Genomic DNA, 15,396 nt, shown 5'->3' with positions numbered 1-15,396 from the left:
AACTCAGAAGTGAAACGCAACTGCGCCGATGATAGTGTGGGGTTTCCCCATGTGAAAGTAGGTCACCGCCAGGCTCTCAATTAAGATAAAAACCCAGCTATAGGCTGGGTTTTTATTTCGCTGATATAGCTCAGTTGGTAGAGCGCACCCTTGGTAAGGGTGAGGTCGGCAGTTCGAATCTGCCTATCAGCACCATATTCAGAGAAGCCCGGCAAATATGCTGGGCTTTTTTGTTTCTACCGACCAAATATTGCTCGGTAATCTAGGTTAGGTTGGAGATATCGTCTCCGGTTCTAATCACGTAACTGCGAAATTAACCCTTTTCAAACTGTTTTTTGAATGGTTTTATCTTGGTAACTATTTGTTTATATTGCGTTTATTAATTAAATCAAACAAAATTTAGACAGTTCTACCAATTCAAAATTTAGGGTGTTATAATTTCGCGCCCTTTAATTAGGCAGCCAGAGATCTCAGCGCTAATTGTTGGGATCAGTTGTAACATATAGCGGAGCACTGAAATGATCCAAATGCAATCTACTATGGACGTGGCGGACAATTCCGGCGCGCGCCGTGTACAGTGTATTAAGGTCCTAGGTGGTTCGCACCGCCGCTATGCACGAATTGGCGACATCATTAAAGTTACTGTAAAGGAAGCAATTCCACGCGGTAAAGTTAAGAAAGGTGACGTTATGAATGCAGTGGTAGTGCGTACTAGAAAAGGCGTACGTCGTCCTGATGGTTCTGTAATTCGTTTTGACCGCAATGCAGCGGTTATCTTGAATGCAAACAATCAGCCTATTGGTACTCGTATCTTTGGTCCTGTGACACGTGAACTGCGCAATGAACAGTTCATGAAAATTGTGTCTCTAGCGCCAGAAGTACTTTAAGGAGTCCAAAATGGCTAATAAAATCCAAAAAGGCGATGAAGTAATAGTTATTGCAGGTAAAGACAAAGGCAAACGCGGTAGCGTAACCAAAGCTTTATCAAACGGTAAACTATTCGTTGAAGGCGTTAACGTAATCAAGAAGCACCAAAAGCCAAACCCTCAATTGGGTGTTGCTGGCGGTATTGTTGAGAAAGAAGCGGCCCTTGATGCATCAAACGTAGCGATTTTTAACCCTGCCACTGGCAAGGCTGATCGCGTTGGTTTTCGATTTGAAGACGACAAAAAAGTTCGTGTATTCAAATCGTCTAATGAAATTGTAAAGTAACTGGAGTTAACGATGGCGAAACTGCATGACCTATATAAGGAAAGTGTAACGCCTGAACTCGTAAAGGAGTTCGGTTACAAATCCATCATGCAAGTCCCTCGGATTGAGAAAATCACCCTTAACATGGGTGTGGGTGAAGCGGTTAATGACAAGAAAGTACTAGAGCACGCAATTGCTGATCTAGCGGCTATCTCAGGTCAAAAACCTCTTACTACCAAAGCTCGTAAATCTGTAGCAGGCTTCAAGATCCGTGATGGATACCCGATTGGTTGTAAAGTGACTCTACGCGGTGAGCGTATGTGGGAGTTTTTAGAGCGTTTGATTTCAATCGCAATACCTCGTGTTCGAGATTTCCGTGGTTTGAATGCTAAGTCATTCGATGGCCGTGGTAACTACAGCATGGGTGTTCGTGAGCAAATCATCTTCCCTGAAATCGATTATGACAAAGTTGATAAGGTTCGTGGTATGGATATTACTATCACTACTACTGCCGAAAGCAACGAGGAAGGCCGCGCTTTGCTGGCTGCCTTTAACTTCCCATTCCGTAAGTAAGGTAGAGTTAGTTATGGCTAAACAATCAATGAAAGCTCGTGAAGTGAAACGTGAAAAAGCCGTTGCTCGCTTCGCGGAGAAGCGTACTGCGCTTAAAGCGATTATTAGCAGCGTGAACAGCTCTGATGAAGAGCGTTGGGACGCAGTGTTAAAATTGCAATCGTTACCTCGTGATTCAAGTCGGTCTCGTCAGCGTAACCGCTGTAACGTAACTGGCCGCCCACATGGCTACCTACGTAAATTCGGCCTTAGCCGTATTAAATTACGTGAAGCAATGATGCGCGGTGAGGTTCCTGGCCTTAAGAAAGCCAGTTGGTAATCCACTTAATTACGGAGTAAACGATTATGAGCATGCAAGATCCTATTGCAGATATGTTGACTCGCGTTCGCAACGGTCAATCAGCAAATAAAGTATCTGTTGTTATGCCTTCATCTAAAGTAAAAGTGGCAATTGCTAACTTGTTGCAAGAAGAAGGTTACATCACAGGATACGCTGTGACTGGTGACGTGAAAAAGTCATTAGAAGTTACCCTCAAGTATTTTGAAGGTAAAAAAGTTATTGAAAAGATTGAACGTGTAAGCCGTCCAGGCCTACGCATTTATAAAGGTGCTAAAGACCTACCTAAAGTTATGGGTGGCCTTGGCGTTGCAATCATTTCTACATCTAAAGGCGTTATGACTGACCGTGCAGCACGTAAAGCTGGCATGGGCGGTGAAATCGTCTGTTACGTAGCTTAACCGGAGGTAGGTAATATGTCTCGCGTAGCCAAGGCTCCCGTTACAATTCCTGCTGGCGTTGAAGTAAGTATCAACGGCCAAGAATTAACGGTTAAAGGTAGCAAAGGTACATTGACTCGCGTTTTTAATAACGCAGTTGTTGTAACGAAAGAAGAGAACGAACTTAAGTTTGCTGTAGTTGAAGGTGCTTCAACTGCTCAAGCTGGTACAGCTCGTGCTCTAAGCAACAACATGGTTGTTGGCGTTACAAATGGGTTTGAGAAAAAATTGACACTGTTAGGTGTTGGTTACCGTGCAGCTGTTAAAGGCTCGGTAGTTAACCTAACTCTAGGTTTTTCTCACCCAGTAGATTACACCTTACCAGAAGGTGTAACCGCAGAGTGTCCATCACAGACTGAAATCGTACTGAAAGGTGCTGATAAGCAAGTTGTTGGTCAGGTAGCAGCAGACATTCGTGCGTTCCGTCCACCAGAGCCTTACAAAGGTAAAGGTGTTCGTTATGCTGACGAAAATGTTCGCCGTAAAGAGGCTAAGAAGAAGTAGGTTAACACTATGGATAAGAAAATTGCTCGTCTGCGTCGTGCAACACGCACTCGCAAAGCTATGCAAGAGTTGGGTAAAACCCGCCTGGTGATTCACCGTACTCCGCGCCATATTTACGCGCAGGTGATTGCACCTGATGCTAAGGTTCTTGCAACAGCATCAACAGTAGATAAAGCCGTTTCTGAAGGGCTTGAAAGTTTAAGTAATGTAGCTGCCGCTACTGCCGTAGGTAAAGCAATCGCTGAACGTGCCGCAGAAAAAGGTATTACATCTGTAGCTTTTGACCGTTCTGGCTTTAAGTATCACGGCCGCGTTGCTGCGCTTGCAGAAGCTGCACGTGAAGCTGGTCTTCAGTTCTAAGGAGTGAGTCATGTCAAAATTTGAAGCACAAGCCGGTAGTGATCTGAATGAGAAGCTTATCGCTGTAAACCGTGTGTCAAAAGTAGTTAAAGGTGGTCGTATCTTCAGTTTCACTGCTCTTACAGTAGTGGGTGACGGTAACGGTCGCGTAGGGTTTGGTTATGGTAAAGCACGTGAAGTTCCTGCTGCTATTCAAAAAGCAATGGAAAAAGCGCGTCGTAACCTTACTAGTGTACAGCTGAGAGGCACTACACTGCAGCATCCTATTAAGGGTCGCCACTCTGGGTCGCGTGTTTACATGCAACCTGCATCAGAGGGTACTGGTATTATTGCCGGTGGTGCGATGCGTGCTGTTCTAGAAGTTGCGGGCGTGCAGAACGTATTGTCAAAAGCATACGGTTCTACTAACCCAATTAACATTGTTCGCGCTACTATCGACGCTCTTGAGAATATGCATTCTCCACAAGACGTTGCTGCGAAGCGTGGCCTAAGCGTCCAAGAAATTCTGGGGTAATAAAGCCATGTCGAACACAATTAAAGTAACACAGACTAAAAGTGGTATTGGGCGTTTGCCTAAGCACCGTGCGACCCTAACAGGTCTAGGTCTTCGTCGCATTAATCACACTGTTGAATTAGAGGACACTCCTTGTATTCGCGGTATGATTAATAAAGTTTCTTACATGGTTAAGGTTGAGGGAGAATAATCATGCGTTTGAATACTCTTTCTCCGGCGGCTGGCTCAAAGCCAAACGCCAAGCGTGTAGGACGTGGTATTGGTTCTGGTTTAGGTAAAACCGGTGGTCGTGGTCACAAAGGTCAGAAGTCTCGTTCTGGCGGTAGTGTTCGTCCAGGTTTCGAAGGCGGTCAAATGCCATTGAAACAACGTTTGCCTAAATTTGGTTTTACTTCACGTAAATCAATGGTAACTGCTGAAGTTCGTACTAGCGAACTAGCTAAAGTTACTGCTGACGTGGTAGATTTGGACGCTTTGAAGGCAGCTGGTCTTATTACTCGCAACATTAAGTTTGCAAAAGTAGTACTATCTGGCGAAGTTAAAGCACCAGTTACCTTACGTGGCCTGCGTGTAACTAAAGGCGCACTGGCAGCTATTGAAGCTGCTGGCGGTAAAATCGAGGAATAAGTACAAAACATGGCTAAGAATCCAGGAACAGCATCAGCAAGTGCACAAGGCGGCTTAAGCGAGCTTAAGAGTCGTTTACTATTTGTGCTTGGAGCCATTATTGTGTTCCGAGCAGGCTCCTTTGTGCCGTTACCTGGGATTGATGCCGCTGTACTGGCCGCGTTGTTTGACCAGCAAAAAGGTACCATTCTGGAAATGTTTAATATGTTTTCAGGTGGTGCACTTTCACGTGCTTCTATATTCGCGTTAGGTATCATGCCGTATATTTCGGCATCGATTATCATCCAGTTATTGACAGTTGTTCACCCAACCCTTGCTGAACTTAAAAAAGAAGGCGAGTCGGGTAGACGTAAGATTAGTCAATACACGCGTTATAGCACGCTGGTTTTAGCAACCTTCCAAGCTATTGGTATTGCTACTGGCTTACCAAATATGATGGCAGGTCTGGTAATTAACCCAGGTCTACCGTTCTATTTCACTGCGGTGGTTAGCTTGGTGACAGGAACAATGTTCCTGATGTGGTTAGGTGAGCAAATTACTGAACGCGGTATCGGCAACGGGATTTCGATTCTAATTTTTGCTGGTATTGTGGCAGGATTGCCTTCTGCAATCGGTCAGACGGCTGAGCAGGCGCGTCAAGGAGAGTTGCACTTATTGTTACTCTTGTTCATCGTTGCTCTTGTATTTGCGGTGACCTTCTTTGTGGTATTTGTAGAACGTGGACAACGTCGTATCGTTGTTAACTATGCAAAGCGCCAACAAGGTCGCAAAGTGTTCGCTGCACAAAGCACACATTTACCACTTAAAGTGAACATGGCGGGTGTTATCCCGGCAATTTTCGCTTCAAGTATTATTCTGTTCCCTGGCACATTAGCGCAGTGGTTCGGTCAAAATGAAGGCTTGTCTTTCCTTTCTGACCTGTCATTAACGCTACAACCTGGGCAACCGTTATATGTGTTCTTGTATGCAGCAGCTATTATCTTCTTCTGCTTCTTCTATACTGCGTTGGTATTTAACCCTCGCGAAACAGCAGACAACTTGAAGAAGAGTGGCGCGTTCATTCCGGGTATACGCCCAGGTGAACAGACCTCGCGATACATAGACAAGGTGATGACTCGTTTAACCCTAGCTGGTGCTTTGTACATCACGTTTGTATGTTTAATTCCTGAGTTTATGATGATCGGAATGAACGTTCAGTTCTACTTCGGTGGTACTTCGCTACTTATTGTAGTGGTGGTTATCATGGACTTTATGGCTCAGGTCCAAACCCATTTGATGTCTCATCAATATGGTTCGGTTCTGAAAAAAGCTAATCTTAAAGGTTACGGCCGTTAGGCCGCCCTTGAGATTGGTCTTTAACTTTTACGGAGATAGCAATGAAAGTACGTGCATCCGTTAAGAAAATCTGCCGTAACTGTAAAGTTATCAAGCGCAACGGTGTTGTGCGTGTAATTTGCAGTGAGCCAAAGCACAAACAGCGCCAAGGCTAGTTAGTAGATTTCAAGACAATATTATTTGCAATGTGGTCATCTGTTGAGTATCCTTACGGGCTTTTCACAGATGGCCTTCGTTTAACACGAAAATTATAGGAGTGTGCCAATGGCCCGTATAGCCGGCATTAACATTCCTGATCAGAAGCACGCAGTTATTGCTTTAACTGCAATCTTCGGTATTGGCTTAACCCGCTCACAAAAAATTTGTGCGGCAGCCGGTATTGCTGAAGATGTTAAGATCAGAGAACTTGACGAAACACAAATCGATAAACTTCGTGACGAAGTAGCTAAATTCACTGTTGAAGGTGATCTACGTCGTGAAGTATCAATGAACATTAAGCGTCTGATGGACCTCGGTTGTTACCGTGGACTTCGTCACCGTCGCAGTTTGCCCCTTCGCGGTCAGCGCACTAAAACAAATGCGCGCACCCGTAAAGGTCCTCGCAAACCTATTAAGAAATAAGGGGTGAGTGAAAATGGCTAAAACTCCGACTCGCGCTCGTAAACGCGTAAAAAAACAAGTTGCTGATGGCATGGCTCATATCCATGCTTCTTTCAACAATACTATTGTGACTATCACTGATCGTCAGGGTAACGCGCTTTCTTGGGCCACTGCAGGTGGTTCAGGTTTCCGTGGTTCACGTAAGTCTACTCCGTTCGCTGCACAGGTTGCTGCTGAACGTGCTGCTGAAGCAGCTAAAGACTACGGCCTTAAGAACGTAGAAGTGTTTGTAAACGGCCCAGGTCCTGGTCGTGAGTCTTCAATCCGTGCATTACATGCTGCGGGTTTCCGTGTGACTAACATCACCGACGTGACTCCGATTCCACACAATGGTTGTCGTCCACCGAAGAAACGCCGCGTGTAGTTTCTGGATAGATTGGAGAAAGAAAAATGGCAAGATATTTAGGTCCAAAGCTTAAACTTAGCCGTCGTGAAGGTACCGATCTTTTCTTGAAAAGTGGTGTACGTGCGATCGACACAAAGTGTAAGTTGGATGCAGCACCTGGTCAACATGGTGCACGTAAAGCGCGTCTTTCAGACTACGGTTTACAGCTTCGTGAGAAGCAAAAAGTTCGTCGTTTATACGGCATACTTGAAAAACAATTCCGCAACTACTACAAAGCTGCTGCTCGCCTTAAAGGCAACACCGGTGAAAACTTGCTGCAATTGTTAGAAAGTCGTTTAGATAACGTTGTTTACCGTTTAGGTTTTGGTGCTACTCGCGCTGAAGCTCGTCAGCTAGTTAGCCACAAAGCTATCGTAGTTAACGGTCAAGTGGTTAATATTCCTTCTTACAAGGTATTACCAGAAGACGTTATCAGTGTTCGCGAAAAATCTAAGAAGCAAGCTCGTATCGTTGCATCTTTAGAAATCGCTGGACAACGTGAAGCGGCATCGTGGATAGAAGTAGACGCTACTAAAATGGAAGGCACTTTCAAACGCCTACCTGAGCGCGCTGATTTATCTGCGGAAATTAACGAACAGCTGATCGTCGAACTTTACTCTAAGTAAAGTTGAATTATAGAGAGGACACAATGCAGGGTTCTGTAACAGAGTTTCTAAAACCAAGGCTAGTTGAGATCGAACAAGTTAGCCCAACTCGTGCAAAGGTTACGCTTGAGCCATTAGAGCGTGGTTTTGGCCACACTTTAGGTAATGCTCTTCGTCGTATTCTTTTATCTTCTATGCCTGGTTGTGCGGTAACAGAAGTTGAAATCGATGGCGTGTTGCATGAGTACAGCAGTAAGGAAGGCGTACAAGAGGATATCTTGGAAATCTTGCTTAACCTTAAAGGTATTGCTGTGAAGTTAGAAGGTAAAGACGAAGTAACACTTAGTCTTGCCAAGTCTGGAGCAGGTCCTGTGGTTGCAGGCGACATTCAGCACGACGCTGATGTCGAAATCACTAACCCTGAGCACGTTATTTGTCACCTTAGCAGCAACGCTGAAATCAGCATGCGCATTAAGGTTGAACGTGGTCGCGGTTACGTACCAGCTTCAGTTCGGGTTCACTCTGAAGATGAAGAGCGTCCAATTGGTCGTTTGCTAACTGATGCAGCTTACAGCCCAGTAGAGCGTATTGCTTATACTGTTGAAGCTGCTCGTGTAGAGCAACGTACTGACTTGGACAAATTGGTTATCGATATGGAAACCAATGGTACTCTTGATCCAGAGGAAGCTATCCGCCGCTCTGCAACAATTCTTGCAGAACAATTGGATGCCTTCGTTGACTTACGTGATGTAAGTGAGCCTGAAGAAAAAGAAGAGAAGCCAGAGTTTGATCCAATCCTGCTTCGTCCTGTCGATGATCTAGAGTTGACAGTACGCTCTGCTAACTGTTTGAAGGCAGAAGCGATTCATTACATTGGTGACTTGGTACAACGTACCGAAGTTGAGCTACTTAAAACACCTAACTTAGGTAAAAAGTCGCTTACTGAAATCAAAGATGTATTAGCGTCACGTGGTTTGTCTCTAGGTATGCGCCTAGAAAACTGGCCGCCAGCTAGCATTGCTGATAAGTAGTCACTGGTTTTAACGTCTTAATATAGAAGGATAAGGTCATGCGCCATCGTCAGAGTGGTCGTCAATTGAACCGAAATAGTAGCCATCGTCAGGCTATGTTCCGGAATATGGCCAGTTCATTGGTTCGCCATGAAGTTATCAAGACAACATTGCCTAAAGCCAAAGAGCTTCGTCGTGTTGTTGAGCCATTAATTACATTGGCTAAAAATGACAGTGTAGCTAACCGTCGTCTAGCTTTTGCTCGTACTCGCGATGCAGAAGTTGTTGGTAAGCTATTTGCTGAAATCGGCCCTCGATTCAAAGAACGTGCAGGCGGTTACACTCGCATTTTAAAATGTGGTTTCCGTGCTGGCGATAATGCTCCTATGGCATTCATTGAGTTATTGGACCGTCCTGAAGTTGAAGAAGTTGCTGAAGAAGCGGCTGAGTAAACTCAGACACCAAGTATAAAAAGCCGGACTTAGGTCCGGCTTTTTTTTGTCTTGAATTTGTCTAGTAAGATTTGCAACGGCGGAGTAATTACCCCGTTACAAACGTTTGTTGTGATCGAAGTAATAAGAGATGCGCGCCCGCGGATTCAAGTACTCAAATACAGCATCGGGTAAGGCGCTGGGCTTAAGGGCTTTCTCAATGGTTAAGCCTGCCGCTTCTAAATCGATAATTGGTGCTTCAGTACGCGGGATATTGGGGTCATAAACTTGTACAGCAGGGAACAGCAAACGTTCTGAGTTTACCGACATCACTAAACCTATTTGCCCTGAACTAAGCTGCACAACACTGCCTGGCGGGTAGATACCTAATAAACGAATAAGTATGCCTAGGTCAGCAGCATTGAGCTGCGCTTTACGTTGTTTATAAAGGTAGGAAATAACTGTAAAAGGAATCCGGGTTAAGCGTGGGTCTCTCGGGTGGCATAAGCTGTCATACTCATTTACAACTGCAATGAGCTGGGCTAAGCGGTCGATGCTGTCGCCTTTTAACTTTTGTGGGTAACCACTGCCATCTAAATACTCGTGGTGTTGCGCCGCAATCACTTTTACCTTGGCGGGTATCGTTTCTGATAACTTAAGAAAATCGGCACCATACTTAGTGTGCATCTTTAATAAGTTGGCTTCTTGAGCGGTTAACTTACCGGGTTTGCGTAGCACTTTATCGGGGATTTTCATTTTCCCTACATCGTGAAATAAGCCGGCCAAGCCTAAGATTTTTATATCACGCTCAGAAAATCCAGCCGCTTTGGCTAGCATCATGGCAAGGATAGACACATTTAAACTGTGGTAGTAAAAGCTGTCGGCATCTTTGCTGTCGTTCATTAAGTGCAGCACCACACCCTCGCCAGAGAGTAAGTCATCGGCTAGGTTGTTAATTAGGGTTGTAGCGTCATCAACGGCGTTAAGTGGGCGGCTTTTCAGTTTGCTCATCACCGCGCGAACTTGCGCCATTGAGCGATCAAACTCTTTCTCAACTTTTTGTAGGTTACGGCGGTAGTTCTTTAACTCTTCAATACGCGCGCGTTTTTCTTCCCAGAGTGCTTTGGCAGCTTTCTCTAAAGCCTTAGCATCATCTTTCTTTTCTTCGCCTTGTTCTTGGTTCGCTGGCAAAGGCGGCGTATCGCTCTTTTCAGGTACCACAATGACATGCTTCAATCCCAGATTCTTGATTACATCAATCTGATCTTGGCTTTTTATTTTGAAGCTGGTGAACATAAACGGGTGCTCCCCCCATTTTACCGGAAGCTTAACAAACACACCTGTTTGTAATCGTTCTACATTAAGCTTTAACTCAGCCATGTGCCCTTACAACTTTTTTTCATCAGGGAGCATTATGAATAATTATTGGCACAAAATCAGCAGCTTTTAACAAGTTCTAGACATACACGAGGAACTATTTAAAATAGGTATCTAGATGTCTAGACATACATGTCTTGTTGTTAGCTTGGAGCCTCTTATGCCAATTTGTATTCCTGACCAGTTACCCGCTGCCGAAGTCCTGCGTAACGAAAATATTTTTGTTATGCCAGAGAGCCGTGCAGCTCATCAGGATATTCGTCCGCTAGAGGTTGTACTTCTTAATTTGATGCCTAAGAAAATTGAGACTGAAAATCAAATCCTCAGGCTGCTCTCTAACTCTCCCTTGCAGGTGAATGTAAAGCTATTACGTATCGATCATCGTGTGTCTAAAAATACTCCCAAAGATCACATCGATAAGTTTTATCGTGATTTTGACAAACTGCGCGAGCGTAACTTCGACGGACTGATTATTACTGGTGCTCCTTTAGGGCAAGTACCCTTCGAAGAAGTGTATTACTGGGATCAAGTTAAGGAAATTATTGATTGGGCCACAACCCACGTCACTTCAACCTTGTACTTATGTTGGGCGGCTCAGGCGGCGTTGTATCATTTATATGGTTTGAACAAACAAACTCGCGATACCAAGTTGTCAGGGGTGTATTGGCATCAAACCAAGCACAAACATAACCCCTTGGTTCGCGGTTTTGATGACGCTTTCCTCGCGCCACTATCACGCTTTGCGCATTTTGATTCAAACCTAATTACCGAAGAAACCGACTTGAAGGTACTGGCCGACAACCCTGAAGCGGGTAGCTACTTATTTGCTAGCGAAGATTTTCGCCAAGTATTTATTACTGGTCATCCAGAGTACGCAGCAGATACTTTGCACAATGAATATCAGCGTGATTCTCAAGAAGGCTTGAATCCGCAATTGCCCGAAAACTACTACACGCATGACGATTGCTCTGCCGCGCCATGTGCCACTTGGCGTAGTCATGGACACCTTTTGTATAACAACTGGCTTAACTACTGTGTTTACCAAATCACGCCTTACGACTTAGCCGAACTTAAACCCAAATCCGATAATATCTTGAAATAATTTCATATAACTTTATCGCAGATAAGCCCCATTAGGCAGTGTGCTACACTGCCGAGTCGAAATACCAGCGAAAGAAATAGGAAGTTCCCGTGTCAGCAAGGCTACAACTAGAAAAGCAACTCTCTCAACGCATCATGATCATCGATGGCGGCATGGGAACCATGATTCAGTCTTACAAATTTGAAGAGGCTGACTACCGCGGAGAGAGCTTTGCAGACTGGCATACCGATGTAAAAGGCAACAACGATATGTTGGTGCTAACACAGCCAAAAATCATTGCTGATATTCATCGTGAGTACTTGCTGGCTGGCGCTGATATTCTAGAAACCAATACCTTTAACGCTACAACTATCGCCATGGCCGATTACGACATGGAGAAGTACTCGGCTGATATCAACCGCGAAGCCGCGCGTATTGCTCGCGAAGTTGCTGATGAAGTGACAGCCTTAAACCCTGAGCGTCCTCGTTTTGTGGCGGGTGTGTTAGGCCCCACAAACCGTACCTGTTCTATCTCGCCAGATGTGAACGACCCAGGTTATCGTAATGTCACTTTTAACGAGCTAGTAGAGGCTTATGTTGAATCCACTAAGGCGCTTATAGAAGGCGGTAGTGACTTAATTTTAATCGAAACCATCTTCGATACTCTTAACGCAAAAGCGGCGGTGTTTGCAGTAGAAACCGTGTTTGATGAGCTGGGTTATAAATTGCCAGTGATGATTTCGGGCACCATTACCGACGCCTCGGGCCGTACCTTAAGTGGCCAAACAACCGAAGCCTTTTACAACTCGATGCGCCACGCTAGCCCAATTAGCATAGGTTTGAACTGTGCATTGGGGCCAGACGAGCTTCGCCAGTATGTTGACGAGCTTAGCCGCGTAAGCGAAACCTATGTCTCTGCTCACCCCAATGCAGGCTTGCCAAATGCCTTTGGTGAATATGACCTTGAAGCCAATGAAATGGCGGAACACATTGGTGAATGGGCGCGCGCTGGTTTCTTAAATTTAGTTGGCGGCTGTTGTGGTACCACGCCTGAGCATATTAAAGCCATGGCCGAAGCGGTTGAAGGCGTAGCGCCACGTAAACTGCCAGAAATAGATGTAGCTTGTCGCCTTTCAGGGCTAGAGCCACTAACGATTACTGCAGACACACTGTTTGTAAACGTAGGTGAGCGTAACAACGTTACGGGTTCAGCAATATTTAAGCGGCTGATCGTAGAGGAGAACTACGATAAAGCTATTGAGGTTGCCTTAAACCAAGTTGAGAACGGCGCGCAAATTATTGATATCAACATGGACGAAGGCATGTTGGATTCAAAGGCGGCCATGGTGCGCTTTTTGAACATGATTGCCTGTGAGCCCGATATCGCCAAAGTGCCGGTGATGATTGATTCATCTAAGTGGGATATTTTAGAAGCTGGCCTGCAGTGTGTGCAGGGTAAGCCAATTGTTAACTCTATTTCGATGAAAGAAGGGGTAGAGCCCTTTATTCGCCAAGCTAAAATTCTTCGCCGTTACGGCGCGGCAGTTATTGTTATGGCCTTTGATGAAGAAGGTCAGGCAGATACCCGCGAACGTAAGTTTGAAATATGTAGCAAGTCTTACGACATCTTAGTCAATCAAGTGGGCTTCCCGCCGGAAGATATTATCTTCGATCCAAACATCTTCGCGGTAGCTACCGGAATCGACGAGCATAATAACTATGCGGTTGATTTTATCGAAGCGGTAAAAGACATCAAAGATAACTTACCGCATGCGATGATTTCTGGCGGTGTCTCTAATGTAAGTTTTTCATTCCGTGGTAATAACCCCGTTCGAGAAGCGATACACGCGGTGTTCTTGTACTACGCGATTAAGAACGGCATGGACATGGGTATTGTAAATGCGGGCCAGCTGGCCATTTACGAAGACATTCCCAAAGAGTTAAAAGACAAGGTTGAAGCGGTAGTACTTAATACCCATAACAACGCTACCGAAGAGCTACTTGAAATTGCCGAAAAATACCGTGGTGACGGTTCTCAGCAAGAAAGTGCTCAGGATTTAGAGTGGCGCACATGGGATGTTAGAAAACGCCTAGAGCACGCATTAGTTAAAGGCATCACCGAATTTATCGAAGACGACACCGAGCTAGCGCGCCAATCGGTAGAGCGCCCATTACACGTGATTGAAGGGCCGTTAATGGACGGCATGAATGTCGTGGGCGATTTATTCGGCGACGGTAAAATGTTCTTACCGCAAGTAGTGAAATCTGCCCGTGTTATGAAACGCGCGGTAGCCTACTTACAGCCCTATATTGAAGCTGAGAAAGGCGAAGGGCAGCGCTCTAACGGTAAAATTGTAATGGCCACCGTGAAGGGTGACGTGCACGACATTGGTAAAAACATTGTTGGGGTTGTGCTGCAATGTAATAACTTTGAAGTCATCGACCTTGGCGTCATGGTGTCTTGCGACAAAATTCTTAAAGTCGCTAAAGAAGAAAACGTAGATATGATTGGCCTCTCAGGGCTAATTACGCCCTCGCTAGATGAAATGGTGCACGTAGCTAAAGAAATGCAGCGTACAGGCCTCGATCTGCCGTTGCTTATTGGTGGGGCAACTACTTCTAAAGCACACACTGCGGTTAAAATTGAACAAAACTATGAGCACCCTGTCGTGTACGTGTCTAATGCGTCTCGCGCGGTGGGAGTGTGCCAAAGTTTATTGTCCGACGAGTTACGCCCTCCTTTTGTAGAAAAACTGGATAAAGACTACGAGATTGTACGTGAGCAGCATGCTCGTAAGCGGCCGCGTACTCCACCAGTTACTCTAGAAGTCGCTCGCGCTAATCGTGCGCCGATTGAGTGGGACAACTACACGCCACCAGTACCTAAACAATTGGGCATTCAACAGTTTGAGGATGTGTCGATAGAAGACATTGAACCTTACATAGATTGGACCCCATTCTTTATGACTTGGTCATTGGCTGGCAAATACCCACGTATTCTAGAAGACGAGGTAGTGGGCGAAGAAGCTAAGCGTTTGTTTGCCGACGCCAAAGCAATGCTCGCTCGTTTTAAACAAAAGCGCGAAGTGAAAGTATCAGGTGTGTTTGGTTTGTTCCCTGCCAATAGTGTGGGTGACGATATTGAGATCTACACCGACGAATCACGCAGCGAACTGCTTGGAGTAAGCTCTCAGCTTCGCCAGCAAACCGATAAGAAAAAGGGCGCCAACAATTGCTTAGCCGATTTCATTGCTCCCAAGGCGAGCGGTAAAGCCGATTACTTTGGTGCCTTTGCGGTAACCGGCGGAATTGGCGAAGATGAATTAGCCGACATGTATAAAGGTGAAGGCGATGATTACAACGCGATTATGGTAAAAGCGATTGCCGATCGCCTCGCCGAAGGTTTTGCAGAATACTTACATGCGCAAGTACGTAAAGACTTCTGGGGCTACGCAGCCGACGAAAACCTCAGCAGCGAAGAGTTAATTCGTGAAAACTACCAAGGCATACGTCCTGCACCGGGTTATCCCGCTTGTCCGGAGCATACCGAGAAGGGTCTCATTTGGGACTTACTGGATGTTGAAAAACGGATCGGTATGGTGCTAACCGACAGCTACGCGATGTGGCCGGGTGCAGCGGTATCTGGCTGGTATTTTTCTCATCCAGAAAGCCGTTATTTTGCAGTGGCATCGATTCAAAAAGACCAAGTAGAAGATTATGCTAAGCGTAAAAATATGAGCTTGGAGGTTGCCGAACGCTGGTTAGCGCCTAACTTGGGCTACAACACTTAGCTCGGAATCAAACCTAGCTAGATTCAAGTCTCGCGTTGCTGGCTGCAAGGCCCGTCAACTCGCCCTTTAGCTTTAGCTTGAGGGCGATAAATCGCTTGAGTTTTAAGCTTATTCCCCCTACAATTTGCGCCGATTTTATCACTGAGATTCTTCTATGAACCCGGACCCCGACAGT

At 45.5% G+C, this 15,396-nt stretch carries 20 protein-coding genes and 1 tRNA gene; 20 read left to right on the top strand and 1 reads right to left on the bottom strand.

Annotation, left to right across the window (positions count from 1 at the left end):
- Positions 1-119 precede the first annotated feature (119 nt).
- The 18 genes from Q4549_RS16035 (at position 120) to rplQ (ending at position 8,993) form a co-directional block, all read left to right on the top strand.
- Positions 120-195, top strand: a tRNA-Thr gene (locus tag Q4549_RS16035).
- 323 nt (positions 196-518) lie between these two features.
- A complete protein-coding gene (rplN, locus tag Q4549_RS16030) occupies positions 519-887 on the top strand; it encodes a 50S ribosomal protein L14 (protein WP_137673757.1) in 369 nt (122 codons plus the stop codon).
- Positions 888-897: 10 nt separating this feature from the next.
- The gene (gene rplX / locus Q4549_RS16025) at positions 898-1,212 is read left to right on the top strand and encodes a 50S ribosomal protein L24 (protein ID WP_137673758.1); all 315 of its coding nucleotides are present in this window, start codon (positions 898-900) and stop codon (positions 1,210-1,212) included.
- A 12-nt stretch (positions 1,213-1,224) separates the two neighbouring features.
- Positions 1,225-1,764, top strand: a complete 540-nt coding sequence (gene rplE, locus Q4549_RS16020; RefSeq protein ID WP_137673759.1) for a 50S ribosomal protein L5 — start codon at positions 1,225-1,227, stop codon at positions 1,762-1,764.
- A gap of 13 nt (positions 1,765-1,777) precedes the next feature.
- Positions 1,778-2,083 (top strand): 30S ribosomal protein S14, encoded by a 306-nt coding sequence (gene rpsN, locus Q4549_RS16015; protein WP_137673760.1) that lies wholly within the window; start codon positions 1,778-1,780, stop codon positions 2,081-2,083.
- Between the two features lie 26 nt (positions 2,084-2,109).
- On the top strand, positions 2,110-2,502 hold the full coding sequence (gene rpsH, locus Q4549_RS16010) for a 30S ribosomal protein S8 (RefSeq protein ID WP_137673761.1): 393 nt from the start codon (positions 2,110-2,112) through the stop codon (positions 2,500-2,502).
- Positions 2,503-2,517: 15 nt separating this feature from the next.
- Positions 2,518-3,045: a 50S ribosomal protein L6 gene (gene rplF / locus Q4549_RS16005; RefSeq protein WP_137673762.1), complete on the top strand. Its 528-nt coding sequence runs from the start codon at positions 2,518-2,520 to the stop codon at positions 3,043-3,045.
- A 9-nt stretch (positions 3,046-3,054) separates the two neighbouring features.
- Positions 3,055-3,405 carry a 50S ribosomal protein L18 gene (rplR, locus tag Q4549_RS16000; RefSeq protein WP_137673763.1) on the top strand — a complete coding sequence of 117 codons (351 nt, stop codon included), beginning with the start codon at positions 3,055-3,057 and terminating at the stop codon, positions 3,403-3,405.
- 10 nt (positions 3,406-3,415) lie between these two features.
- Positions 3,416-3,919: a 30S ribosomal protein S5 gene (rpsE, locus tag Q4549_RS15995; RefSeq protein WP_016402136.1), complete on the top strand. Its 504-nt coding sequence runs from the start codon at positions 3,416-3,418 to the stop codon at positions 3,917-3,919.
- A 7-nt stretch (positions 3,920-3,926) separates the two neighbouring features.
- Positions 3,927-4,109 (top strand): 50S ribosomal protein L30, encoded by a 183-nt coding sequence (gene rpmD, locus Q4549_RS15990; protein WP_137673764.1) that lies wholly within the window; start codon positions 3,927-3,929, stop codon positions 4,107-4,109.
- Between the two features lie 2 nt (positions 4,110-4,111).
- Entirely contained in the window at positions 4,112-4,546 is a 435-nt protein-coding gene (gene rplO, locus Q4549_RS15985; protein ID WP_137673765.1) for a 50S ribosomal protein L15, read from the top strand.
- Positions 4,547-4,555: 9 nt separating this feature from the next.
- Positions 4,556-5,881, top strand: coding sequence for a preprotein translocase subunit SecY (secY, locus tag Q4549_RS15980; protein ID WP_016402133.1), 1,326 nt, complete (start codon positions 4,556-4,558; stop codon positions 5,879-5,881).
- Between the two features lie 41 nt (positions 5,882-5,922).
- Complete coding sequence (rpmJ, locus tag Q4549_RS15975; RefSeq protein WP_000868186.1) at positions 5,923-6,036, top strand: 50S ribosomal protein L36; 114 nt, start codon at positions 5,923-5,925, stop codon at positions 6,034-6,036.
- Positions 6,037-6,145: 109 nt separating this feature from the next.
- Entirely contained in the window at positions 6,146-6,502 is a 357-nt protein-coding gene (gene rpsM / locus Q4549_RS15970) for a 30S ribosomal protein S13 (protein WP_016402132.1), read from the top strand.
- A 13-nt stretch (positions 6,503-6,515) separates the two neighbouring features.
- Complete coding sequence (gene rpsK / locus Q4549_RS15965; RefSeq protein ID WP_016402131.1) at positions 6,516-6,905, top strand: 30S ribosomal protein S11; 390 nt, start codon at positions 6,516-6,518, stop codon at positions 6,903-6,905.
- Between the two features lie 26 nt (positions 6,906-6,931).
- Positions 6,932-7,552 carry a 30S ribosomal protein S4 gene (gene rpsD, locus Q4549_RS15960; protein WP_137673766.1) on the top strand — a complete coding sequence of 207 codons (621 nt, stop codon included), beginning with the start codon at positions 6,932-6,934 and terminating at the stop codon, positions 7,550-7,552.
- A gap of 23 nt (positions 7,553-7,575) precedes the next feature.
- A complete protein-coding gene (gene rpoA / locus Q4549_RS15955) occupies positions 7,576-8,562 on the top strand; it encodes a DNA-directed RNA polymerase subunit alpha (protein WP_137673767.1) in 987 nt (328 codons plus the stop codon).
- A gap of 38 nt (positions 8,563-8,600) precedes the next feature.
- Positions 8,601-8,993 carry a 50S ribosomal protein L17 gene (gene rplQ, locus Q4549_RS15950; RefSeq protein ID WP_137673768.1) on the top strand — a complete coding sequence of 131 codons (393 nt, stop codon included), beginning with the start codon at positions 8,601-8,603 and terminating at the stop codon, positions 8,991-8,993.
- A 96-nt stretch (positions 8,994-9,089) separates the two neighbouring features.
- Here the strand turns inward: rplQ and Q4549_RS15945 are convergent, their stop codons facing one another.
- Positions 9,090-10,352 (bottom strand): HD-GYP domain-containing protein, encoded by a 1,263-nt coding sequence (locus tag Q4549_RS15945; protein WP_303553292.1) that lies wholly within the window; start codon positions 10,350-10,352, stop codon positions 9,090-9,092.
- Positions 10,353-10,509: 157 nt separating this feature from the next.
- Here Q4549_RS15945 and metA point away from each other — a divergent pair, with 157 nt between their 5' ends.
- Positions 10,510-11,451 carry a homoserine O-succinyltransferase gene (gene metA / locus Q4549_RS15940; RefSeq protein ID WP_303515936.1) on the top strand — a complete coding sequence of 314 codons (942 nt, stop codon included), beginning with the start codon at positions 10,510-10,512 and terminating at the stop codon, positions 11,449-11,451.
- An 89-nt stretch (positions 11,452-11,540) separates the two neighbouring features.
- Positions 11,541-15,221, top strand: coding sequence for a methionine synthase (gene metH, locus Q4549_RS15935; RefSeq protein ID WP_303553294.1), 3,681 nt, complete (start codon positions 11,541-11,543; stop codon positions 15,219-15,221).
- The last annotated feature ends 175 nt before the right edge of the window (positions 15,222-15,396 follow it).

Source organism: Agarivorans sp. 2_MG-2023 (assembly GCF_030548085.1).
Taxonomy (GTDB): Bacteria; Pseudomonadota; Gammaproteobacteria; order Enterobacterales; family Celerinatantimonadaceae; genus Agarivorans.
This window is presented reverse-complemented; position numbering and strand designations above follow the sequence as displayed.